20 protein-coding genes and 1 other RNA gene are annotated in these 24,269 nt (G+C 45.0%); 13 read left to right on the top strand and 8 right to left on the bottom strand.

The window, feature by feature from the left end; all coding sequences use genetic code 11:
- Positions 1-3: 3 nt before the first annotated feature.
- The 3 genes from guaB to NTX44_09170 form a co-directional block, all read right to left on the bottom strand.
- A complete protein-coding gene (guaB, locus tag NTX44_09180) occupies positions 4-1,464 on the bottom strand; it encodes an IMP dehydrogenase (protein MCX6121778.1) in 1,461 nt (486 codons plus the stop codon).
- Positions 1,465-1,717: 253 nt separating this feature from the next.
- Positions 1,718-3,088, bottom strand: coding sequence for a sigma-54 dependent transcriptional regulator (locus NTX44_09175; GenBank protein MCX6121777.1), 1,371 nt, complete (start codon positions 3,086-3,088; stop codon positions 1,718-1,720).
- 24 nt (positions 3,089-3,112) lie between these two features.
- Positions 3,113-3,484, bottom strand: a complete 372-nt coding sequence (locus NTX44_09170; GenBank protein ID MCX6121776.1) for a response regulator — start codon at positions 3,482-3,484, stop codon at positions 3,113-3,115.
- A 218-nt stretch (positions 3,485-3,702) separates the two neighbouring features.
- On the opposite strand from NTX44_09170, the gene NTX44_09165 reads away from it, so the two are divergent.
- The 11 genes from NTX44_09165 to NTX44_09115 all read left to right on the top strand — a co-directional run bounded on the left by NTX44_09165 (position 3,703) and on the right by NTX44_09115 (position 14,444).
- Positions 3,703-4,389 (top strand): response regulator, encoded by a 687-nt coding sequence (locus tag NTX44_09165; GenBank protein MCX6121775.1) that lies wholly within the window; start codon positions 3,703-3,705, stop codon positions 4,387-4,389.
- 208 nt (positions 4,390-4,597) lie between these two features.
- Complete coding sequence (locus tag NTX44_09160) at positions 4,598-5,710, top strand: Nif3-like dinuclear metal center hexameric protein (protein ID MCX6121774.1); 1,113 nt, start codon at positions 4,598-4,600, stop codon at positions 5,708-5,710.
- Positions 5,711-5,738: 28 nt separating this feature from the next.
- Complete coding sequence (locus NTX44_09155; GenBank protein MCX6121773.1) at positions 5,739-6,470, top strand: C4-type zinc ribbon domain-containing protein; 732 nt, start codon at positions 5,739-5,741, stop codon at positions 6,468-6,470.
- Complete coding sequence (locus NTX44_09150; GenBank protein MCX6121772.1) at positions 6,467-6,883, top strand: ribonuclease HI family protein; 417 nt, start codon at positions 6,467-6,469, stop codon at positions 6,881-6,883. Before NTX44_09155 ends, NTX44_09150 begins: the two co-directional genes overlap by 4 nt.
- Positions 6,884-6,961: 78 nt before the next feature.
- Positions 6,962-7,467: RNase P RNA component class A (rnpB, locus tag NTX44_09145), an RNA gene on the top strand.
- Positions 7,468-7,553: 86 nt separating this feature from the next.
- Positions 7,554-9,296: a single-stranded-DNA-specific exonuclease RecJ gene (recJ, locus tag NTX44_09140; GenBank protein ID MCX6121771.1), complete on the top strand. Its 1,743-nt coding sequence runs from the start codon at positions 7,554-7,556 to the stop codon at positions 9,294-9,296.
- Positions 9,297-9,432: 136 nt separating this feature from the next.
- Positions 9,433-10,191 carry a YebC/PmpR family DNA-binding transcriptional regulator gene (locus NTX44_09135; protein ID MCX6121770.1) on the top strand — a complete coding sequence of 253 codons (759 nt, stop codon included), beginning with the start codon at positions 9,433-9,435 and terminating at the stop codon, positions 10,189-10,191.
- Positions 10,192-10,202: 11 nt separating this feature from the next.
- Positions 10,203-10,778, top strand: coding sequence for a crossover junction endodeoxyribonuclease RuvC (ruvC, locus tag NTX44_09130; GenBank protein ID MCX6121769.1), 576 nt, complete (start codon positions 10,203-10,205; stop codon positions 10,776-10,778).
- Entirely contained in the window at positions 10,775-11,383 is a 609-nt protein-coding gene (gene ruvA / locus NTX44_09125; protein MCX6121768.1) for a Holliday junction branch migration protein RuvA, read from the top strand. The genes ruvC and ruvA overlap by 4 nt, the downstream gene beginning before the upstream one ends.
- 109 nt (positions 11,384-11,492) lie before the next feature.
- Entirely contained in the window at positions 11,493-12,530 is a 1,038-nt protein-coding gene (ruvB, locus tag NTX44_09120) for a Holliday junction branch migration DNA helicase RuvB (protein ID MCX6121767.1), read from the top strand.
- A 24-nt stretch (positions 12,531-12,554) separates the two neighbouring features.
- A complete protein-coding gene (locus NTX44_09115; protein ID MCX6121766.1) occupies positions 12,555-14,444 on the top strand; it encodes a YCF48-related protein in 1,890 nt (629 codons plus the stop codon).
- Positions 14,445-14,471: 27 nt separating this feature from the next.
- Here the strand turns inward: NTX44_09115 and NTX44_09110 are convergent, their stop codons facing one another.
- Positions 14,472-15,215 carry an RluA family pseudouridine synthase gene (locus tag NTX44_09110; protein ID MCX6121765.1) on the bottom strand — a complete coding sequence of 248 codons (744 nt, stop codon included), beginning with the start codon at positions 15,213-15,215 and terminating at the stop codon, positions 14,472-14,474.
- Positions 15,216-15,337: 122 nt separating this feature from the next.
- Here NTX44_09110 and NTX44_09105 point away from each other — a divergent pair, with 122 nt between their 5' ends.
- Both NTX44_09105 and NTX44_09100 read left to right on the top strand, forming a co-directional pair.
- Positions 15,338-17,008 carry an aldehyde dehydrogenase family protein gene (locus tag NTX44_09105; protein ID MCX6121764.1) on the top strand — a complete coding sequence of 557 codons (1,671 nt, stop codon included), beginning with the start codon at positions 15,338-15,340 and terminating at the stop codon, positions 17,006-17,008.
- Positions 17,009-17,143: 135 nt separating this feature from the next.
- On the top strand, positions 17,144-17,785 hold the full coding sequence (locus tag NTX44_09100; protein ID MCX6121763.1) for a DNA-3-methyladenine glycosylase: 642 nt from the start codon (positions 17,144-17,146) through the stop codon (positions 17,783-17,785).
- Between the two features lie 172 nt (positions 17,786-17,957).
- Here the strand turns inward: NTX44_09100 and uvrA are convergent, their stop codons facing one another.
- The 4 genes from uvrA to rsmB form a co-directional block, all read right to left on the bottom strand.
- Positions 17,958-20,852 carry an excinuclease ABC subunit UvrA gene (gene uvrA / locus NTX44_09095; protein MCX6121762.1) on the bottom strand — a complete coding sequence of 965 codons (2,895 nt, stop codon included), beginning with the start codon at positions 20,850-20,852 and terminating at the stop codon, positions 17,958-17,960.
- Between the two features lie 169 nt (positions 20,853-21,021).
- Complete coding sequence (locus NTX44_09090) at positions 21,022-21,918, bottom strand: DUF58 domain-containing protein (GenBank protein MCX6121761.1); 897 nt, start codon at positions 21,916-21,918, stop codon at positions 21,022-21,024.
- An 82-nt stretch (positions 21,919-22,000) separates the two neighbouring features.
- Positions 22,001-22,516 (bottom strand): tetratricopeptide repeat protein, encoded by a 516-nt coding sequence (locus tag NTX44_09085; GenBank protein MCX6121760.1) that lies wholly within the window; start codon positions 22,514-22,516, stop codon positions 22,001-22,003.
- Between the two features lie 174 nt (positions 22,517-22,690).
- The gene (rsmB, locus tag NTX44_09080; GenBank protein MCX6121759.1) at positions 22,691-24,025 is read right to left on the bottom strand and encodes a 16S rRNA (cytosine(967)-C(5))-methyltransferase RsmB; all 1,335 of its coding nucleotides are present in this window, start codon (positions 24,023-24,025) and stop codon (positions 22,691-22,693) included.
- Positions 24,026-24,269: the final 244 nt, after the last annotated feature.

Genomic DNA, 24,269 nt, shown 5'->3' with positions numbered 1-24,269 from the left:
GAATCAGAGATGGTAATTCGGCGCCTCTTTTGTAATGGAGATGGAGTGCGGATGACTTTCGCGCAATCCTGCTTCTGTCATGCGAGTGAACTGCGCTTTCTTCTTCATCTCGGCAATAGTGCGGCATCCGCAATATCCCATTGCGGCGCGCAAGCCGCCCATCATTTGATACACTGTGTCGGAAAGATTTCCTTTAAACGGCACGCGTCCTTCAATTCCCTCCGGTACTAATTTTTGGATGTCGTCTTCTGCATCTTGGAAGTAACGATCTTTGCTTCCCTTTTTCATGGATTCGAGTGATCCCATACCGCGGTACACTTTGTAACTGCGACCTTCGTACAGAACTTTTTCTCCCGGGCTTTCTTCCACACCGGCAAATAATCCGCCGATCATAACCAAATCTGCACCGGCTGCGATCGCTTTTGCAATGTCGCCGGTTTGTTTTATTCCCCCATCGGCAATAATGGGAATTTTTAGCTTTGCAGCTGCTTTTGCGCATTCCATAATAGCAGTAACCTGGGGAACACCAACACCTGCCACAACGCGCGTTGTGCAGATCGAACCCGGTCCAATGCCGACTTTCACCGCATCGACCCCCGCTTTGATGAGGTCTTTCGTTCCTTCTGCCGTGCCAACATTACCGGCGATTAACTCAATATCAAATTTACCGCGGACGCGCTTCACCATCTCGATGACACCTTGAGAATGCCCGTGCGCCGTATCCATGACGACAACATCGACACCGGCAGCAACAAGTGCAGCAATACGTTCAAGCGTATCAGCCGTAATACCTGCTGCGGCACCTACACGCAAGCGTCCATGTTTGTCCTTGCAGGCATTTGGATATCGTTTCTTTTTTTGAATGTCTTTGAATGTAATCAGCCCGCGCAATTTTCCCATTTTGTCAACGACCGGTAATTTTTCAATGCGATGTTCTTGAAGAATCACCTCGGCTTCTTCTAGTGTCGTACCAACAGGAGCAGTGATAAGATTTCCTTTGGTCATCACTTTGGAAATGATGAGTTCGAGATTCGGCTGGAAACGCAAATCGCGATTTGTAAGAATACCGACAAGATTTTCATGATCAACAATGGGGATACCGGAGATGCTGTACTTGCGCATCACATCTAATGCTTCGCCGACGGTTTGATGAGGCGACAGCGTTATAGGTTTTTGAATCATACCGCTTTCTGAACGTTTCACGCGGTCTACTTCCTCTGCCTGCCGTTCGATTGTCATGTTCTTGTGAAGAATACCAATGCCGCCCTCTCGTGCAATTGCAATTGCCATCTCGGCTTCTGTAACCGTATCCATTGCGGCACTCACTAATGGAATGTTGAGTTCAATATGCCGTGTGAGTTTTGTCCGGAGATCTGTTTCGCGCGGTAAAATCGACGATTTTGCCGGCAGCAGCAACACGTCGTCGTAAGTAATTGCTTCACCAATAATTTTTTTATTTGGCATAGTATACAACCGATAAGTGATTTATGAAAGATTAAATTTTTAAAAAATTAGTCAATAATCGATGCAAAAGCAAGAATGGGATGTGCGGAGGAATAATGATAGAGCCAGTGTCTCGATCGACACCACCACGTGCAACCGATAACTGGCTCTATTAAGAAGGAGATTTGGGAAAGTTGGTTTCGTTCCCAATGAATGTTACGGGAGTAATGATAAAAAGGTTGCAGTCACATAAAAACAAATGAGAACGTGATTACTATTCTGGAGTATCTAAACTTGGTATTTGGATTTTATATCGCTTGATTTTTAAGTAGAGCGTCTTCGGAGTAATCCCCAATGTTGCCGCAGTCTTCACACGGTTCCATCGGTAGTGTTTCAAAGCACGTTCGATGTAGAGTTTTTCAAGTTCATCCATCTTGATGAGTTTATCGGCGGCGGGTAATTGAGACGGAACTGATGCTGCAGGCAGTGTGACACTCAGCGCAACATTCATCCACAAATCCTTCGGTTCTATAATATCGCTGTGACTGAGAGCGACAGCGCCCTCAATCACATGTTCAAGTTCGCGCACATTTCCCGGCCAATCATAACTCATGAGCACTTGAAATGCCTCCGGGTTGAGATACTTCGTTCTTGTTTTTCGTGAAAGAAAACTTTCTACCAGAAGGGGAATATCTTCTTTTCGTTCATTCAAATTTGGAAGGCGAAGACTGACAACATTTAATCTATACAGCAAGTCTTCACGAAAGCGGGCGGCTTTCACTTCTTCCTGCAAATTTTTATTCGTTGCAGACACGACGCGAACATCAACCATTCGAGTATTTGTGCCGCCAACTCTCCGAAACTCACCTGTTTCCAAAAAACGAAGAAGCTTTGGCTGCGTTGTGATGCTGATATCACCAACTTCATCCAAGAACAACGTGCCGCCGTCGGCAACCTCGACAAGACCTTGTTTTGTTTTGATGGCGCTCGTAAATGATCCTTTTTCGTGTCCGAATAATTCACTCTCTAATAATTGATCCGGCATTGCAGCGCAGTTGACGGCAATGAATGGCTGATCCTTGCGCGTACTATGTTGGTGAACAAGCCGCGCGAAGAGTTCTTTACCGGTACCGCTCGCACCTTGAATCAATACAAACGCTTCGCTCGACGCCAATTTAATTGCTTTGTTGATAATGTCTTTGAATATCTGACATTCACCAATCAGTTCCACCGGTCGTCCAAGCTGGTTCACTTCCTTGTCGATAACTAACTGCTTGTGTTCAAGTGCACGGCGGACTGTCGCTAAAAGTTCGGCTGTTTCATACGGTTTGCTAATGAAATCATATGCGCCTAACTTTGTTGTCTCGATTGCCGTTTTAACATCGACAACATTCGTCAATATAATTACCTGGGTGGTTGGGGCGTGATCTTTTATATATCTGAGAACTTCAACGCCACCAATACGTGGCATCTTGACGTCAAGTAACACAACGTCATAGACTTTTGATTGGATAAGATTGATTGCATCCGAACCGCTTAATGCAGCGTCAACTTCAAACTCCGGTAGATCTTCAAGTTCGGTTTTAACGAGATAGGTTATAGATTCTTCATCGTCTACGACAAGAACCCGATGTTTTTTTGGCATATCGGCAGGTCTCCCATGCCGGCTTTATGCGCTCGTAAGAACTCTTTCGACTGTGGTCAGCAGATCGACGAGGTCATAAGGTTTACTAACAAAATCTTCCGCACCGAGCTTCTTCGATTCAATAGCATTCTTGAGATCGGCAAAACCTGTCAACATCACCACTTTTGTTTTAGGCCAGCGTTCCTTTACAAACTTGAGTACTTCGAATCCATCGACATTGGGCATTTTAATATCTAAGAGAATAAGATCATATTCATTCGTCGTTAAAACGTTGATCGCTGCTTGTCCGTCAACAGCACTGGACACTTGATACCCCTCGCCTTCTAATTCAGTACTGAGGACATCGCGAAGTGCTTCTTCGTCATCGACAACTAAAATCTTGTTTTTTACTGGCATAGAGTATCTCCTCACAGAATGTCTGTTTTCGTCTTGGAAACCGGACATTTAAAAATTCTGAACGGGTATTTATGATTGTGATTATATGAAGAATAGTGATGAAAAGCAACCAATTCTACAAGAAAGCATATCATTTCAAATCTAAAAATATTGCATCCGCACGTACAATAGAATAAATCTTTCATTGAATGTTATACGAACTTGTGGTACTTTAGTACATGGAAACTCTCACCCGTGATCAGCAGACATCCATTCGGGTACTTCTGGTGGATGATGATGTCACCTTTGCCAAGTTGGTTCAACTTATTCTCAAACGTTTTCAACAACGCACTTTTGTTGTTCTTTGGAAGGATTCTGTTGAAAGTGCACTTGCCGAAATCGCTCAGAACCAAGAGATAGATGTGATTATCATGGACTACTACTTCCCGACTTCGAGCGGTCTGGAGTTCTGTTTACAATTGGATCAGATGGGACGATACATCCCAATCATCTTTTTAACTGGTTTTCGCGATTTCAAACTTGCGGTTGAGGCAATGAAACTTGGAGTTGAAGATTTTCTTCTGAAAGATGATTTAAACGAGGCATACCTGCCGCGAACAATTCTCAGTATTCTTGACCGTGTTCACTTACGGAAGCACAAACAGGCGGTTGAAAAAAGATTGGCCATGGCTGAAAGTCGAGCCCAGGCCATCCGTGAGTTAGTCGTCACGGTGTGTCATGAATTCAACAATCCGCTTGCAGCAGTCAAAATTAGTTTTGATCTCCTGCAGCGTCAAACGTTAGAAACTGTACAGCCCGAAGTGATGAAATCGTTTGAGAACCGATTCAATACCATCGATTCAGAAATTAAGCGGTTACGCGATCTCAATTTTGAAAAAATAGATTTCCATGGCGATTATTCTTGACACGTCTGACAAGAATGTGCGCCTTGCATTTCTATCATTTTTTTATTATTCTTGTAGAAGCAGATGGCGCAATGTGAATCCATATCAATGGCTGTAATGCGAATAAAGATGCCTGTAAAAAAGAAATTAATAATCGATAAAACTGCAATTCAAAAAACTTAAAGATTTTTAAAAGTGTCCCGCCCAACCAGCGGGACACTTTTTTTATATGAGCCTGCATGTATCAAATATCGTTCAGTTGTTTGAAGATTGGGCACCGAAGTGGGTTGCATGGGAAAAAGATAATGTCGGGTTACAAGTTGGCGACAAGCGAAACAAGGTTACAAAAATTTTAGTAACACTCGATGTCACCAGGCAAATCGTTCATGATGCAATCTCACAAAAAGTGGAACTCATCGTTTCGCATCATCCGCTGCTTTTCCGGCCGCCGTCAGCAATTATCGCAAACGACCCAATTGGTGAATTGGTCTTGCTGCTTGCAGAACATAAGATAGCTCTTTTTTCAGCACACACGAATTTAGATTATGCACAAGGCGGTGTCAGCTTTTCATTAGCAAAAGTACTCGGATTAAAGAACATTCGATTCCTTACACTGTTGAAAAATTCTCTGGCAAAGATTGTTGTGTTCGTTCCGGAAGGGCATGTGGAGCGAGTGAGAAATGCAATGACGCAAGCCGGCGCTGGAGTAATAGGTAATTACTCGTCTTGTTCTTTCGGTACGAAAGGAACAGGAACTTTTAACGGTTCAGCAGCATCCATTCCGTTTTTAGGAAAGCGTGGAAATCTTGAGTCTGTTGAGGAAACACGGCTTGAGATGATTGCATCGCGGGCAATTGTATCCGATGTGGTTGCGGCAGTAAAAGCTGTTCATCCATATGAAGAACCGGCATACGATATTGATTTTGTCGAAAATCTTAATCCAAATTTTGGAATGGGCGCTCTCGGTATGTTGCCGAAACCTCAGTCACTTGAACTTTTTTTAAAATCCATAAAACGAACGCTTGGCGTTGGAGCGTTGCGTTATACTGGCAGCTTGGCGCATAAAATTCAGAATGTTGCAGTCTGCGGCGGAGCCGGTGCCGATCTCCTGCCGGACGCTCTCGCAGCGAAAGCAGATGTTTTTGTTACTGCAGATGTGCGGTATCATACATTTCAGAAAGCAACCGACGGTATCGCTCTGATCGATGCCGGTCATTGGGAAACTGAACAAACTATTTTAAAACCCATTGCAGCTCGACTTCGTTCTGCGGCCCGCGCGGCGCACGAGCCGTTGACTGTATTCATGACAAAACATAAAACGAACCCGATTAAGATACTATAAGCTGTTTGATTACAGAGAGGAGCAACCGTTGGAAAACAGATTACGATCGTTATACATATTGCAGTTAGTTGATTCAAACCTCGACGAATTGCAGGAAATGAAAGGTGATCTACCGCAAATCGTAGCTGAATTATCAGAGAACGTAAAAAACAAGCTTGCAAACAAGAAAGAACTCGAAGACATATTAAAAAAATCGATTGTCATTCGAGATCAAACCGATACAGACATCCTTTCTCTCAAAACAAAAATTGAGAAGTATAAGACTCAACAGTTTCAGGTAAAGACCAACAAGCAATACGACATGCTGGCAAGAGAGATCGATCTCTCACAAGAAAAGATCACAAAGCTTCAAAGAGATATGGAACTATTCGAAGGCAAGGCGATGCTTGCCAAAGAAGATGCGGAAAAACTATTACCGGAACTTGAAACACTTCAAGCGGAACTTGCGAACCGAAAGAAAGAACTCGCTGCAGTCAATAAAGAGCACGAAGATGAAGAACTAAAATTAAGACACCAACGCGAAAAGATAGTGAGCAAAATTTCGAAAGCAGATTACCAGATGTATAGTAGAATCCGCAAAGCGGAAGATGGACGTGCAATTGTGGCGGTGCAGCGAAATTCCTGCGGGGGGTGCTTTAACCGCGTAACACCGCAGCGAGTGTTGGAATTGCGGAAGAATGCTGCCCTTATTGCTTGCGAAAGGTGCGGCCGCATTCTTGTATCGGATGAAATCGTCGAGAACGCAAAAAAGTCTCTATGACCATCTTCGCGTATACAGATGGCGCGTCGCGCGGCAATCCAGGTGAAAGCGGCGTTGGTATAATTCTGAAGGACGAGCTTGGCAACGTGATCGCATCGCAGTATGGTTATATTGGAAAAGCAACAAACAATATCGCCGAATATACTGCACTTGCAGCTTGTCTGAAACTCGTGCAATCAACTGAATGCAGTCAGCTTGTTGTTCATTCCGACAGCGAATTGATGGTACGTCAATTAAATGGTCAATACAAGGTGAAGGATGCACAATTGAAGAAACACTTTCACCACATCCAAAATATTCTTGTGGCGTCTCCATTTCAGTTTAAAATTAGACATGTGCCGCGCGAAAAAAATCGGGAAGCAGATGCATTAGCAAACCGCGGAATAGATACAAAAAAACTTTTACTCATGTGAACATTGCAGTATAGTTGCGTTTCAAGAAGTTGTGAAAATTTTGGTGAGAAAACTGGACGTTGAGTCCAGAAGCAGAAGCTGGTGCGTCAGGCAGCCGCCCCGATCATCGAAGATGATCGGGGAGGAAAGTCCGAACACCACAGGGCAAGGTGCCTCGCGTGTCTGCCAGAGGCGGTTCAATCCGCATCTGGTTGAAAAAGCGGGGGTTCTGCAGGCAACATCCTGCAGAAACGGATAGTATCACAGAAAACACACATCCCGGTTTCTTCGCAAGAAGGAATCGAGAGAAAGGTGAAAAGGTGGTGTAAGAGACCACCGCATCGTCAGTAATGGCGATGGTCGCGTAAGCGATCCCGATGTAACCTCAGGTTATATCGGGACAAGAGAAACCCCGCTTGGTGCAAGACCATGTAGATCCCGTTTCCCGATGAGCTAACGCTCATCGGGATAGAGTTGCCCGCACAAGTCCACGAAAGTGAAGACGGGATGGGTAGGTCGCCCAGAGAAATGGCTGCCTCGTTTCGCTGATTGCCTTGGCATTCATCGGGATTAGACAGAATTCGGCTTATCGACCAACCACTTCTTGCTTCTGGATTTTTGGTACGCTTGAATCTAAACAAGCGCTCAGGTTTCTCGCCGCATACATCAATCATCGAACTAAAGGATACCTTTGTCACCTATTAAGGAATACCGCTGGACATTACGGAGTGATACGACTGTAACGCCGGAAATAACGGAGAGAGTGCAATCGTTGTCACAGGAACTTTCCATATCTCCTGTACTAACCGAGATACTTGTAAGCCGAGGCATTGATACATTCGAGAAGGCACGGACATTCTTCCGGCCCAGCATGGAAGATCTCCACGATCCATTTATCATGGATCATATGGATGCAGCTGTAAAGCGCATCTCACTGGCAGTCTTCAACAATGAACACATGATTGTGTTTGGTGACTACGACGTTGATGGAACTGATAGCACTGCGATGCTGTGGAAATTTCTGAAAGATGCGGGCGCAAACGTCAGCTATTTTATTCCAGACAGAATCAAAGATGGCTATGGTATTTCGACTGCAGGCATTGATCATGTGCGTGATGCCGGCGCTACACTTCTGATTGCTGTTGATTGTGGTATTACGGCAGTCCAGCAAGTGGAATATGCTCGCTCCTACGGCATCGATATCATCATCTGTGATCACCATGAACCTGGGAATGAAATCCCAAACGCCACTGCCGTACTTGACGCTCTGAAACCATCTTGTTCGTACCCGTTTAAATATCTTTGCGGATGCGGAGTGGCATTCAAACTCATTCAAGCGCTTGCAACATCCGAACCAATTCGGAGCAAGTTTGGCGAAGATGCGCCAAAACGCCTGCTCGACTATTTACAATACGTAACGCTCGCAACCACAGCGGATATCGTTCCGCTTGTCAATGAAAACCGTGTTATGGTCAAATTAGGATTAGAGCTGATGAACTCTATCCCTGTACCTGGAATTCGAGCACTCATCGAAACCTCTGGATTATCACTTGGCAGAATTTCTTCCGGACAGATTGTCTTCGTACTTGCGCCGCGTATTAACGCGGTGGGAAGATTGGGAGACGCCAACCGAGCAGTTGAAATGCTTGCGAGCGATTCGTACGATCGTGCTGTTCAAATCGCTCGTGTTATGGAAGATGAAAACTTTCAACGGCGGAAGATAGATGAGGAAACGTTTCTTCAAGCGCAGGAAATTGTAGAGAAAGTTCTTGAGGCGGACAACGACAGCGCAATCGTTTTGCATCAGGAAGCGTGGCATCCGGGTGTGATCGGCATTGTCGCGTCTCGATTAGTAGAGCGATATTATCGTCCCACCATTATGATGACGACGGTTGACGGCGTTGCGAAAGGTTCTGCGCGCAGTATCTCCGGCTTCAATATTCATGAGGCACTGAAGCGGTGTGAAGACAAACTCATACAATTTGGCGGACACAAATATGCCGCCGGCTTGACAGTAGAATTAGACAGGCTCGATGAATTCCGCGATGCGTTCAAGCAAGTTGCCGCTGAACTTCTGACGGAAGAATTGCTTACGCCGGAAATAAAGATTGACGCAGAATTACAGCTTTCCGATTTAACGCCAAAATTTATTCGAGTGTTAAATCAATTCGCGCCGTTCGGGCCAGAGAACATGCGTCCCGTATTTGCAGCACGTAACGTGGAAGTGCTTGGACAACCGCGCATTGTCGGAAAGAATCATCTCCGCTTTAAGGTACGCAGCAACACCCATATTGTGGATGCTATTGGATTTAATCTCGGCCATTTATTAAGCCGAGTGCGCAACGGCAGTAAAGTTGATGTTGTCTTCTCGTTGGATGAAGGAGAATTCGCCGGTGAAACCGTTCCGCAATTAAAAATTCGAGATGTTAAGTGAACCGATGAGCAGATAAGCATATGAGTCATAATAGACTTGGACAAAAATATTTTATTCATCATACGTTAACGTTCATCTTCTCATCAGCTCAAAGGCTCAATGGCTTCATAACTCTCACCATGTAAGGAGAGGAACAATGTCCGGTCATAGCAAATGGTCAACAATTAAGCGGAAGAAAGCCGTTACCGATGCACGACGCGGCAAAGTCTTCACGCAGGTCATCAAGGAAATAACTGTCGCCGCAAAACTTGGCGGCGGCGATCCAGGCAGCAACGCACGACTGCGGTTCGCGATTGATAAGGCGAAAGCAAGCAACATGCCTGCCGACAATATTAAGCGCGCTATTCAAAAAGGGACGGGTGAATTACCCGGCGTTAATTATGAAGACGCGGTGTATGAAGTCTACGGACCTGGCGGTGTCGCTATTATTATCGAGACCGTGACGGATAATAAAAACCGCACAATTTCGGACATCCGTCATATACTTGAACGAAACCATGGTAAGATTGCGATGTCCGGATCTGTCGCGTTTCAATTTCACAAGAAAGGCATCATCCTTGTTCCAAAGTCTGTTGTGCCGGAAGATGATTTACTCTCCATCATTCTTGATGCAGGAGCCGAGGACATGAAAATCGAGGGAGACGAGTACAGTATTATTTGCAATCCTGAAAATTTTGAAAAGGTGAGACAAGCCATCTTTTCAAAAAGCATTAAGATCGAATCTGCAGAGATTCTTCTCATCGCCGATAATACTGTAAAAGTAGAAGGAAAAGATGCGGAGAACTTATTGAAACTCATGGAAGTGCTTGAGGACTATGACGATGTGCAAAAAGTACACGCCAATTTCGATATTGACGACAAGGAACTGGCGCGCATAGGAACCGGCATTAGCTGATTGGTACTAGTATGATAATTCTCGGTGTTGATCCTGGCACTCTCGTTACTGGTTTTGGCATTATAGATGTGGTGCGGGGAAAGTATTCTATTCTTACGTATAATGTTGTAAAAAATTCCGGCAATGATTCTATGCCAATCCGTTTGAAGCGAATTTATGACCGGCTGTGTGAAATCATCAACCAATATCATCCGGATGAGTTTGCCATCGAAACCGCCTTCTATGGAAAGAATGCACAATCAGCTTTGAAAATTGGCCACGCACGCGGCGTATCAATTTTGGCGGCAGTGAATCATGAAATTCCAACTGCCGAATATTCTCCACGCGAAGTCAAGAAAGCCGTTACCGGCAACGGTGCAGCTTCTAAACAGCAAGTGCAGTTCATGGTGAAAACACATTTGAAACTCCGCGAGACGCCGAAATATTTCGATGTCTCGGACGCGCTCGCAGTCGCCTTATGTCATTCATTCCGAATCACGGGCGGCAAAGCAACGTCCCGACGCACGCGGAGGACGGCGTCGAATACACATCGAAGCTGGTCGGATTTCATTCACTCACATCCAGAACGAGTCGTGAGGAAAAAATGATTGCATCTCTTACGGGTATCCTCAAATATAAAAGTCCTACCGAAATCCTTATTGATGTGCACGGCGTTGGCTACACCGTGAGTATTCCGCTCTCGACATATGAAAAACTTGGGGATGTTGGTTCTTCCATTTCCCTGCTGACGCATTTTCATGTACGCGAAGATGCCATGCAATTGTTTGGTTTTTTTTCAGACGAAGAACGACGGCTCTTTAGACTTCTCATTTCGGTATCGGGCATCGGACCAAAGATTGCACAGAGCATTCTTTCTGGAATGAACGTAGAAGAACTCAAATCCCATCTTCTCAGTGGAAACGTCACTGCTCTGACGGCAATTCCCGGCGTTGGTAAAAAAACAGCCGAACGTTTGATCTTAGAGTTACGCGATAAGGTCGGCAGGGTGATTGCAGATACTGACCATATGTCAGCTCCCGATATGGCCTCTGCCGCGATGCGCACGGAAGCGCTTCAAGCGCTTACATCACTGGGTTACAATCTGCAAATCGCTGAGAGGTCTATCCGACTCGTTTTAAAAGAAACCGAGGGCTCGATCATTTCTCTTGAAGAACTCGTTAAACGTGCGCTCCGCCACACGAACGCCCGATAAATCAACCGCAATGCAATACTAAATGTTTTTCAAGTGTTGTGTTGCAATTCTCTGCGGTTCTTGGTAATTTTGCATACTTAGTAATTCTGTATAAATGAGACAGTCTAATTTGACAAAACCTGAACGACTGGATCAAGAAATTGATCTCGATCAAACGTTACGCCCGTCTGCGCTCACAGATTTTGTCGGACAAAATAAAATTGTTGAGAATCTGAAAGTGTTCATTGCGGCAGCACGGCAGCGTGGCGAACCGCTCGATCATGTTTTATTGACTGGTCCCCCTGGACTTGGCAAGACAACGCTTGCCCACATCATTGCACACGAAATGGGCACCGGTATTAAAATGACATCTGGCCCGGCGTTGGAAAAGCCAGGCGATCTCGCCGGTATTCTTACTTCGCTCGAGGAATCGGAAGTGCTCTTCATTGACGAAATCCATCGTGTGCCTGCAAGAATAGAAGAATATTTGTATTCCGCGATGGAAGATTTTCGAGTCGACATTGTGATAGACAGCGGACCTGGGGCAAAAACCATTCAGCTTGGTCTTCAACCATTTACTCTGGTTGGAGCTACAACACGCGCCGGATTGCTGAGTTCACCCTTACGATCGCGGTTCGGCATTACAAATCGTTTAGATTATTATTCGTACGACCAATTAGACAGCATTATCCGGCGCTCGGCTGGTATTCTATCGATAGCGACAGAGTCAGAAGCAACCATAGAAATTGCTAAACGTTCACGCGGAACGCCGCGTATCGCCAATCGTCTATTAAAACGGTGCCGCGATTTTGCACAAGCGGATACACGGTTAGCGCATTTCGATGGCTTCATCACACAAGAAGTTGCTGAATTTTCACTCAAGGCGCTGGAAGTGGACGAGCACGGGTTTGACGAGATGGACAAACGCATTTTGCATGCCATTATTAATAATTATAATGGCGGACCGGTCGGTGTCGGCACACTTGCCGTTGCGGTTGGTGAAGAACCTGGAACGCTGGAAGAAGTATATGAACCGTATCTTATTCAAGAGGGTTTTTTGAAACGCACTTCCCGTGGCCGCGAGGCAACCGCACTTGCCTATAAACATTTTGGCATCCCGGCAAACAAAAAATCGATACAGCAATCGGATATTGAGTTTGGCAGCTAACGTCGGAACCTGAGGAAAGATACAATGCAAAGGCATAAACGAAAAATTCCATGGCTGCTGATCTGCATGTGCTGGATCATGAATTTAGCTGGATGGAAGATCGTCTATTCTCAGAACACGCCGTCGGAGGGAGTATCACTGCGAGCAATAACATTTGCAGATGCAAACACCGTTATTGCCGTTGGCGATAGCGGAACTGTTGCACGTTCTACCGACATGGGCAGCACGTGGTCAATGTGGCGCACTATCAACAACATAACGACTCCGTTGAACGGAGTAGCTTTTACAACTTCAGCGCGTGGATTTGCTGTCGGGGCAAACGGTGTTCTTCTTATGACAACAAATGGCGGAACATCCTGGACCAACCAACTCATCAATGCAAAAGAAACCCTGCGCTCAATCTTCTTCAGTAATGGGACGACCGGTACTGCTGTTGGTGAGAATGGTGTCATCTATCATTCTCTCGATGGCGGGAACAATTGGTTCATGCAGACAAGCGGCGTTCGTGTCAATCTCAACAGTGTTGTCTTGCTGGACAACAAAACAGGAATCGCCGTCGGTGACCACGGAATAATTCTCCGCACAACAGATGATGGAACTACATGGACAAATCTATCTTCTTCTTTCATCACTTATAATTTTTACTCCGTTGCTTTTAACGGATCGAATAATGGAATCATCGTCGGTCAAAACGGAACAATTCTTCATACATCGAATGCCGGCATAAGCTGGACATTAGAACCGAGCGGCATTGCACAAACACTTTTTTGTACGGTTCTTCCCTCCTCAAACTTTTCTATCGCCGTAGGGAGTTCTGCAACAATTCTTACCTCCTATTTAAGAGAACCAAATTGGCTGAAGCAAACGAATTCCACCCGCAGCACATTTATTGCAGTGGCATTTGCTAATACGAAAGTTGGCGTTGCAGTTGGGGGTCAACAAACTATTATTCGAACAACGGATGGTGCAGTTACATGGAATGCTATGACACCGGTGTTGCAAAAACCAATCGTGCAGGAAGCGACAACAAAACCACCTGGTGGATTTCCAAAAAGTAATATTGCAACCGGCGTTGGAGCGAATGGCATGATTCTCCAATCTAAAGATTTCGGTACGACCTGGTCGAAGATCGTCGGCACAAGCGAGAATACACTTATGGCAATCACAGCGATTGACCAAACGAGTGCTACTGCTGTGGGAAACAGCGGCATTATTCTCCGTACGAACGACGCTGGAGCGACTTGGACGACTCAACTGAGTACAACCACCAGACCATTATTCCGATCATGCTTCACAAGCAAAGATTCCGGAATAGTCGTTGGTGATTATGGCCTTATGCTGAGAACAACGAACGGCGGTACCACATGGAACAAACAGCCGTCAGGTACAATTAACCATCTGCGCGATATTGCATTTGTTGACAGCAAAACCGGTATTTCCATCGGGGCAATGGGAACAATTATCGGGACGAGCGATGGCGGAACGACATGGACATTGCAGGAAAGCGGAACGGCAAATTGGTTAAATGCTGTCGTGCTTCTTTCTCAATCTACATCCATTGTAGTCGGTGGAGACGGAATAATTCTTCGCTCTACAAACAACGGCAAAACGTGGATATCACAAGCGAGCGGAACGACAAAGGAATTGTTTAATGCTTACTCTATCGACTCAGCAAATGTATTCGTCGTTGGAACTGAGGGAACGATTTTACGTACACAGGATGGCGGAACAAAGTGGACTGCGATTGAGGGTCAATCTGCCAGTGATTTGCGTTCAGTCCAATTCTTCGATGAAAACCTTGGCATCATCGTCGGAGCTGGAGGAACAATTCTGAGAACGACAAACGGCGGGACCACTTGGACAAAGGTAGAAACAGATTTTCCGTTATCGCTCTTTGGTTTGACAATCAATTGAAATCGAAACGTCGCTCACACCTCATTTTTACTGATATTTTTTCAAGACTTTTAATACTGTTTCCATATCTTTAGGCATGGGAACTTCTATGAACGTCTTCTCGCCTGTTGCAGGATGGATAAAGGAAAGAGAAAAAGCATGAAGAGCCGTCCGCGCTAACAGCGGCTTCTCTTCCCCATTCGATTTATAATTCCGCTTGATGCTCGAAAGAAAAAACCGGCCGCTGTTACTATACAAAGGATCAGCAAGAATCGGTAATCCGATGGCGCTCAAGTGAATGCGGATTTGGTGTGTGCGCCCTGTATGCGGCGTTGCCTCTATAAGCGCGTAACCATTTATTTTTTCTAGTACTTTATAATCTGTAATCGCTTCCTTTCCATTTTTCTTGTCGATCTTCATTTTTCTCACGCCATGTTCATTCTCTGATATCGGAAAATCTATGCAGCCGCTATCAGCATTTGGCGATCCGACAACAATTGCCCGATATGACTTTTCCACTTGCCGCTTTTCAAATGCAGCATTGAGAAACGCATGCGCTTCGGCAGTCTTGGCAAAGAGCACAACACCGCTGGTCTCTCTATCAATTCTATGCACAACAAAAATAGTTCCGAACGTTTCTTTCAGAAGATCATAAAGATTCATCAATTTCCTGTCGAACCGGTCCGGAAGCACTAACAATCCGGCAGGTTTATTGAGAACAATGATGGTCTCATCTTCCAGCAGGATCCCGCCGCCGTTCTTCTTAAGAATATTTTCAAGTTTCCATCGCATAGAGATTTAATTTAATGTAGAACCGCATTTGTTGAAAAACAAGCGGTTGTATAAATTGATTGTCAATAGAAATAGATTTACATTCGTTCCAATACTTGTTGGGAAAGAGCAGGAATAGAAATATGGATAAAGACCTCCAATCAATTCAGGAAGCACGTGATCTCCTCACACGCGCCAAAGAAGCACAGCTTGCGTTTAAGAGTTACACACAGGAAAAAGTTGATAAGATTGTCAAAGCGATGGCTGATGCAGGTTTCAATGCAGCGGAGAAACTTGCAAAGATGGCGGTAGAAGAAACGGGCTTCGGTAAAGTAGCAGACAAAAAACTTAAAAATGAATTCGCTACGAGACGAGTGTGGGAATCGATTAAAGACCTCAAGACCGTCGGCGTTATTAATGATGATAAAGAGAAACGCATAATCGAAATCGGAGAACCGATGGGCGTGGTTGCGGCGCTTATTCCCTCCACCAATCCGACCTCCACGATGATGTTCAAGTCGATCATTGCACTCAAAGGGCGCAATGCCATTGTTGCAAGTCCGCACCCAAAATCAGTTACCTGCACACTCGAAGCAGCACGCATCCTCACTCAAGCGGCAGAATCAGCAGGTGCCCCAAAGGGATTGATACAATGTATGTCAATGCCGACGAGCGAAGGCACGAGCGAATTAATGAAGAATAAACTAACTGCAATTATTCTCGCGACAGGTTCCAGTGCAATGGTAAAGGCAGCGTACAGTGCCGGCAAACCGGCATACGGTGTAGGACCCGGGAATGTACCATCGTTCATAGAGCGCACAGCAAATGTGAAGAAAGCCGTTGCCGATATCGTCTTTGGAAAATCATTCGATTGGGGTGTACTTTGTTCTACCGAATCCGGGGTCATTCTCGATGCGCCAATTAAGAAATTAGCGGTTGAAGAATTCAAACGGCGAGGCGCTTATTTTGCTTCTCCGGAAGAAAAAGAACGATTATCGCGCTTGATGTTCGATCCGCGCGGTGGGTTGAATCCGGAGGTCGTCGGTAAGTCCCCCAAGTATATTGCGGAAAAAGCCGGCTTCGATATTCCACATGATACAACTTGTATAATCGCAGAAATACCGGCGGTTGGGAAAGAATATCCGCTGTCGCGCGAGAAGCTTTCACCTGTGCTTTCTATGTTTACCGTAGATGGCTGGTTAGAAGGATGTCATCGCTGTATCGAAATGTTGGAATTCGGCGGCATAGGTCACTCAATGGTGATTCACTCAAGTGATTCAGAAGTTATTTTAAAATTCGGATTAGAAAAGCCGGCGTTTAGAATTCTTGTGAACACCACGTCTTCGCTCGGTGCGATCGGTTATACAAATGAATTGATGCCATCTCTCACGCTCGGTCCTGGCACGTGGGGCGGATCCATCGTTTCTGAAAATGTATCTGCAAAACATTTGATAAACATCAAGCGTCTGACATTTGAAACTCGTCCTGTCAACCCACCGGAGAAATTTGGCGGACAATCCGCAGAAGTTACCCACAAAGCACCTACACCTGCAAAAGCATCTCACTATGCTTCTTCTCCTCAGCATCAGGTTAAATCGTGGATGGATGAAATTGATGAACGGATTAGATTGAAGGCAGGAAACGTTATTGAAAAACAGATTACAGAAACAAGAATAGAGAAGACAGAAGAAATTATTAAGTCTCCCATTGCTCATGTCGAATCGGCGAAACCGGTCGACTCAAAACCAAAGTATGGAATAGGAATTTCTGAGTCTGATATTGACCGCATAATGAAAGAATTCCAAAAACGGTAACTAAGAGAAAATCCTTAATGTGTGAATTGAGTCTCTTCAACTGAGAACTGAGAACTGAGAACTGAGAACTGATAACTGACTGCTGATAACTGACTGCTTATTACTAATTGATCACTTATCATTGCACATTGCTCATTGAAACCACTCCCCCGCTCTTTCTATCTTCGCCCGACACTTCAAGTTGCTCGTGACCTTCTTGGCAAGTACATAGTCAGGAAGATCGGTAGCAAATTACTTATTGGAAAGATTGTTGAAGTTGAAGCTTACTGCAAAGGAGATCCGGCATCTCATGCATTTCGCGGAAGGACTAAACGTAATGATGTAATGTTTTGGGAAGGCGGGCATTTATATGTCTATTTCACTTATGGTATGCATTTCTGTTCTAATGTAGTAACAGGAAACGAAGGAATAGGAGAAGCGGTACTTATTCGCGCCGTCGAACCTATAGCCGGAATTGAAGTGATGACAGAGAACCGGAAAAAGCATTTGAGCAGTGGAGTAGTTGAGCCGTTGAGCGAAAAGAAGAAAAAGCTAAGAAGGGATTCTATTCCCGACACTCTCAGGAATCTTACCAACGGTCCAGCAAAGTTCTGTCAGGCGTTTAGTATTGCGCGAAAAAAGAACGGATTAGATTTGCTCGATAGTGAAATTATTATTATTGACGCCAAGACGATACCCTCTTCATCCATTGCCCGAACTGCAAGAATCGGTATTCGCTCGGGCTTGGAAAAGAAATGGAGATTCTTTGTAAAGAGAAATCCTTGGGTATCAAAATAAAGAAATCGCTTCCTGTGACCGTCACCTGCTCTGTTATGCATAGTTGGTGACGGTCACAACAATATCCACCTCTCCGATCGCTTGAACCTGCCCGCCGCACATACAACGTGTTTACACACCGTAGCGTTACAACACGCAGGCGTGCTGATGGCAGGCGGGGCGGTCGGAGAGATCACAACTCCTTCCTTAAATATTCTCCCGTGTATGATCGTTGATTCATCGCAACTTCTTCCGGCTTTCCTTCTGCAACAATCTCGCCTCCTTCATCGCCGCCGTCGGGACCTAAATCAATAACCCAGTCCGCAGTTTTGATTACATCAAGATTGTGTTCGATAACGATAACCGTGTTTCCTTTATCAACCAATCTATTCAGCACGAGAAGCAGCATCCGGATATCTTCAAAATGCAAACCTGTTGTCGGTTCGTCGAGAATGTAAAGTGTTTTACCGGTACCGATTTTCGAAAGTTCTGTCGAGAGTTTTACACGCTGCGCTTCGCCGCCGGAAAGTGTCGTCGCTTGCTGGCCCAAACGGATGTAACCCATTCCAACATCATGCAGCGTTTGCAAATGCCGATGAATGCGCGGTAGCTCGCTGAATTGTTCCATCGCTTCATCGACTGTCATATTCAGTACATCGGCAATCGACTTTCCTTTATAATGCACTTCAAGTGTTTCGCGGTTGTATCTCTTGCCGTTGCAAACATCGCAATGGACATACACATCCGGCAAAAAATTCATTTCAATTTTTCTTACTCCATCGCCTTCACAATTCTCACACCGCCCGCCTTTCACATTGAAGCTGAAGCGCCCTGCCTTGTAACCGCGAATCTGCGCCTCGGGCAATTGTGTAAATAAATCCCGGATCAGCGTGAAGAGTCCTGTGTACGTCGCAGGATTTGATCGCGGCGTTCTGCCGATTGGCGACTGGTCGATGTCTATGACTTTGTCAATGTGTTGCAATCCATCGATAGACTTGAAGGGAAGCGGAACGAGTTTCGTTTTATAAAACTTTCGCGAAAGAATCGGAAAAAGCGTTTCATTGATAAGAGTAGATTTACCAGAACCACTTACACCGGTAATACATACAAATTTTGCAAGCGGAATTTTCAGAGTAACATTCTTGAGATTGTTGCCTTCTGCTCCTTTTATGATGAGTGACTTTCCACTTCCCTGCCGTCGTTTTTTAGGAATATCGATTCTGTGCTCTCCACGAAGATATGCCGATGTGAGAGATTGGTGATTTGAGTTTTCAGAATCAACTTTTCCCTTTTTCCTTTTACCATTTTTCATTAAAACATTTTTCATTTTTAATTGGCTTGGCGTTCCTGTCACTACAACATGCCCGCCATGTTCGCCTGCACGCGGACCAAGGTCGACAACAAAATCAGCGCTTTCAATCATCTCTTTGTCATGTTCAACGACAATAACAGTATTGCCCAGATCGCGGAGTGATTTAAGAGAACCAATCAGCTTAATGTTGTCACGCTGATGTAAGCCAATGCTCGGCTCATCTAAAATGTAAAGGACACCAACGAGTTGTGTGCCTATCTGTGTAGCCAGACGAATCCGTTGTCCTTCACCGCCAGAGAGCGTCCGCGCACCACGATCGAGCGTGAGATAACTCAATCCTACATTCAACAGAAAGTCCAAGCGTTGTCGTATTTCTTTCAATACCTGACGAGCAATTTCTTCCTCACGTGGACTGAGTGTGAGGTTTTCAAAGAATTGCCTGGCTTGTGTAATGGAGAGAGTCACTACATCGTGAATATTCGTTCGTTTGCCTGTCTTCGTATTTTCTAAACGGATAGACAGGCTTTCTTTTCGCAGCCGGCCGCCTTTACACACTTCGCATGGACTTGTCGCCATAAACGATTCCACCCAATCCCGCACTTGATGAGACGATGTATCTTCGTACCAACGGTCTAACATTTTAAGAAGACCTTCGAAGCGGTGTTTGTAGATTTGCACGCGCCCCGTTTTATCGTGCGTGTATTCTATCTCCAACTTCTCTCCGTGCGATCCGTAGAACAACACATCACGCGCTTCCGTGGAAATATTTCTTATCGGTGTATCGAAATCGAAGTCATATTTCTTTGCCACTGCGCTAATCTGGCTGAACATCCATGTCTGGCGCGGCTTGCCCAACGGAGCAAGTCCTTCTTGATTGATCGACAGATCTTCATTGGGAATAATGAGTTTCATATCGAACGAACGCAGCTCGCCAAGTCCTTCACACGTTGGACAATAGCCAGCCGGCGTGTTGAATGAAAATGAATTCGGCGCCGGTTCTTCATAGCTGATTCCGCATTCATGGCATGACGATTTTTGACTGAAGAGCTGATCCTTTTCGCCATCATGAACAATGAGAACTCCTTCGCCATAACGCAGCGCCATCTCGACTGAATCGGCAATGCGCGAACGCATTTCCTTCTTCAAGACAATTCTGTCAATGACAATTTCAATCGTGTGAATTTTATAGCGGTCAGCCCTCATCCCCTTTTCGATTTGTCGCACTTCGCCATCCATCCGAACACGAAGAAATCCATCTTTCATGATGCGCTCGAACAATTCCCTATAATGCCCCTTACGTCCCTTGACAACCGGTGCAAGAATCTGAAGCTTCGAACCATTCGGATAATTCAGAATGGCTTCAATGATTTGGTCGACTGATTGCCGCTGGACTTTGCGGCCGCAATTGTAGCAGAATTGCGTTCCGACGCGTGCGAAGAGCAGGCGAAGGTAATCGTAGATTTCTGTGACGGTGCCGACAGTCGAGCGCGGATTTGTGCTGATAGTTTTTTGTTCAATGGAAATAGACGGACTCAGTCCCTCGATGAGATCAACATCGGGACGTTCCATCACATCGAGAAACTGGCGTGCGTAGGCAGAAAGACTTTCAACATATCGGCGCTGTCCTTCGGCATAGATTGTATCGAACGCCAGGCTCGATTTTCCAGATCCGGAAAGGCCGGTGATAACAGTCAATGAATCGCGCGGAATGTCAACGTCGATATTTTTCAGATTGTGTACGCGTGCGCCACGAACTATGATTTTATCTTCTGGCAATTGCAAATTCCGAATTGTGGATTGCGAAATGAATAGATGCTTTCTACACGGCACTTCATCCTGCCCACTGACGACTGACAACTGACAACTTGCGCCGAAGGCGCATGCACCCGCCTGCCAAAGTGTAACGGCGTGCAGGCCTCTGGCGCAGATTACTGAATGCTTTTTCTCAATTCATTCTTTTTCGTTTATTGAGATATTCAAAAAGCGCCTTGTCGAACGGAGTGCTCGTATCCAATAGGACATAATCGATGTTATTGTCGCGGCATTGCCGCTTGTAGAAATCGAGGAACTCTTGCATCGATTGCCGATAAGCCGTCTGAATATGCCACGGCTGTGTCATGAGTTCTTCCTGTGTTTCCAAATCTTTGAAGATTGCATCACCGTCAAACGCAAACGATCTCTCCAGCGGGTCTAATATCTGCATCACAACAACTTCATGTCCCTTATGGCGAAAATGTTTTAGCGCCGTCATTACCGATTCCGGTGTATCAAATAAATCGCTTAACACGATCACGAGTCCGCGCCGTTTAATTTGTTCAGCAATAAGATTTAATGATGCCGACGTCCCGGTTTTTTTTGCCGGCTTCGCAGATTCCAACTCTTTCAAAATTTCTTTCAGATACGAGCGCGTGGCACGCGGCGGCAAGGAAACACGAATTCCTTCATCGAATAATGTCAACCCGACTGCATCGCGCTGTTCGATCATCAGAAATGATAAGGCGGCAGCGACATACGAGGCATATTCAAACTTTTTAAGATTTCCCTTTGATGCATAATCCATCGACCGACTTGCATCAACTATCAAATACGATTTAAGATTTGTCTCTTCTTCAAATTGTTTTATATAGAAACGGTCGGTTTTCCCGTACGCCTTCCAATCGATGTGTTTTATTTCATCACCCGGCATGTACTGTCGATGCTCGGTGAATTCAACACTGAAGCCGTGATACGGACTTCTATGCAACCCCGTGATGAATCCTTCCACCACTAAACGCGCACGCAATTCCATATTCGCAAGTTGAGCAACAACGGCTGGCTGGAGATATTTGAGAGATTCGTTCAAAACAGTTTTCAGTTATTAGTAATCAGTGGTCAGCTATTGACTTCCGTAATCTGTGATCTGCTATCAGTACTCTGTCCTCTTTCTACTTCTTCACTTTCTTCCCATGTTTCGTTTCTTCTTGTGCCATCTGTGCTTGCGCCTTCAGAATTTCTGTCGGATCCTTTCCAAAGTTGCTCATCTCAAACTGAGCAGATACGACAAGCTGATTTGCAGGATACCGCTTGATGAATTCTTCGTAGGCAATCCGTGCTGAGTCAATATTTTTTAGCTCATTATTGTAAATGAAACCGATAAGAAACGACGCATTAGCCGCAGTGGCATGATTCGGATATTTTTCTACAAGAAGGCGATATGCTTGAATTGCTTGATGATATGAATGTTTGCGATTCTGATAAATTGTTCCGATTGCATAGACCGCTTCCGGAGTGCGTGCGCTGTCGGGATAAGTTTTGATCAATTCTTGATACGCAGCGATTGCATCGTCATATTGTTCCGTCTTCTGTGCATCTACACCCTGATTGAACATCTCTTCTGCACTTGGCTTGGAACACCCTACAAGGGTAATCACGATAATTAGAGAAATAAAAAATAATCTCATTGCAGCATCCTTTCTTCTATTATACGAATTACAATCTTCTGGCAATCAATTTTCGCTCTTGAGTGTTAACTGATAACTTGCGCCGAAGGCGCATGCGCCTCTGGCGCAGAATACTGACAACTGATGCCTGATAACTGACCGCTAATTTTAAAGTATCAAAACATCTCTGGAGAATCAACGAACCGCTTGCCTTTCAAGAACAGCGCAAAAGAAGCCGTCAGTTCCATGAACGTGAGGAAGAAGTTTGAAGAATGGATCTGTTGTCATCAATCCATTATTCCATTTTTCTAATACTTCATTTGCATCGATCAATTTAAACTCAGGATGACGCACCATAAATTCTTCCACTACTCCCTCATTCTCTTGTCTCAGCAGCGTGCATGTCGCGTACACTATTCTTCCTCCCGGTTTCACGAGCTGCGCAGAAGAATGGAGAATGGAACTTTGTTTATCCGACACTTCATTCACTGTCTGTTCCGTAACCATCCATTTCATTCCAGGATTTCGGCGAATAGTACCAAGTCCACTGCATGGCGCATCTACAAAAACTATATCAAAGAAATGAGAATATTGTTCATGGAGATCTTCAATTGCCTGAATTTCCTGAACACGAACATTCTGCGCTCCGGCACGCTTTGTGCGCTTGCGTAATTCCTCAAGACGATAACTGTTGATATCCGTCGCAAAGATTTCTCCACGATTCTTCATCAGTGCAGCAAACTCCAGTGTCTTTCCTCCGGCACCTGCGCATACATCAAGTAATTTTGCATTCGGTTTCGGATCAATGAGAAACGGCAGCAACTGACTGCCTTCATCCTGCACCTCAAACCATCCGTCTTGAAACACAGAAAGCGAAAATACATTTATCCGTTTTGCAAGATTGAGACCAAATGGTGATAGTGACGTCTTCGTCGTCTCAATTCCCTGTTTGCTCAATTCCGCCTGGCACTGTTCAACAGTCGCCTTCAACGTATTAACACGCAATGTGATTGGGGCTTGCTCGTTGAGGCTTGCACATATTTTTTCGACTTCACTCTCACCGTACTGGTCATTGAATTTCTGCACCATCCAATCGGGGAACGAGTACTCAAGACCAATTCGCATGTGAGCAGGCTCTTTTAAAACCATCACCGGCTTTAAGAATACCTGAAGAATATGTGCCGTCTTTTCTGCCAGCCGTACACTCTTGAGTTTTGATGAAACCGCCTCTGGTATCACGCCCTGCATCTTGCCTTGTAAAGATAAATAAGCAACAACGAGAAAAAGAATTTTATCTTCTTCAAATAATGTCTCGTCTAATTCAGCCATTGCCGATGTGACTATGAGTTCGCATTTCCTCAAATGACGCAAAGTGCCGTACGTTGTTTCCGCGATGAATTTCCTGTCATGAGAACCGAGATACTTATGCGACCGAAAGAATGTATCGATGAGAGCGTCCGCGGGTTTCTTTGAGTTCAGAATAATGCCGAGCAGTTCCTGAGTATGTCCAATGAGTGATGAAATTTGCATAGGTTCAAAAAAAGAATCCTTCCTGTCATAATACCTGACGTAGAAGGATTCTTTAGAATAGAGAGAATCCAAAAAATGAATTAAAATTTCGTTTTCAAGCTGTCTAATTTTTTCTTCAATAATATAGTGGTTTTTCTAATGAAATAGGTATAAAGGAATAATGGGTTCGTGTGTTGAACTCCTAACGGAGTTCTCTCTTTTATCTGCTTTTGTTACAAACATACGACTCCTACGGAGTCGTTCC

Source organism: Ignavibacteriales bacterium (assembly GCA_026390575.1).
GTDB lineage: Bacteria > Bacteroidota > Ignavibacteria > UBA10030 > UBA10030 > Fen-1298.
The sequence above is the reverse complement of the archived record's forward strand: the minus strand, read 5'-3'. Positions and strand labels throughout refer to the sequence as shown.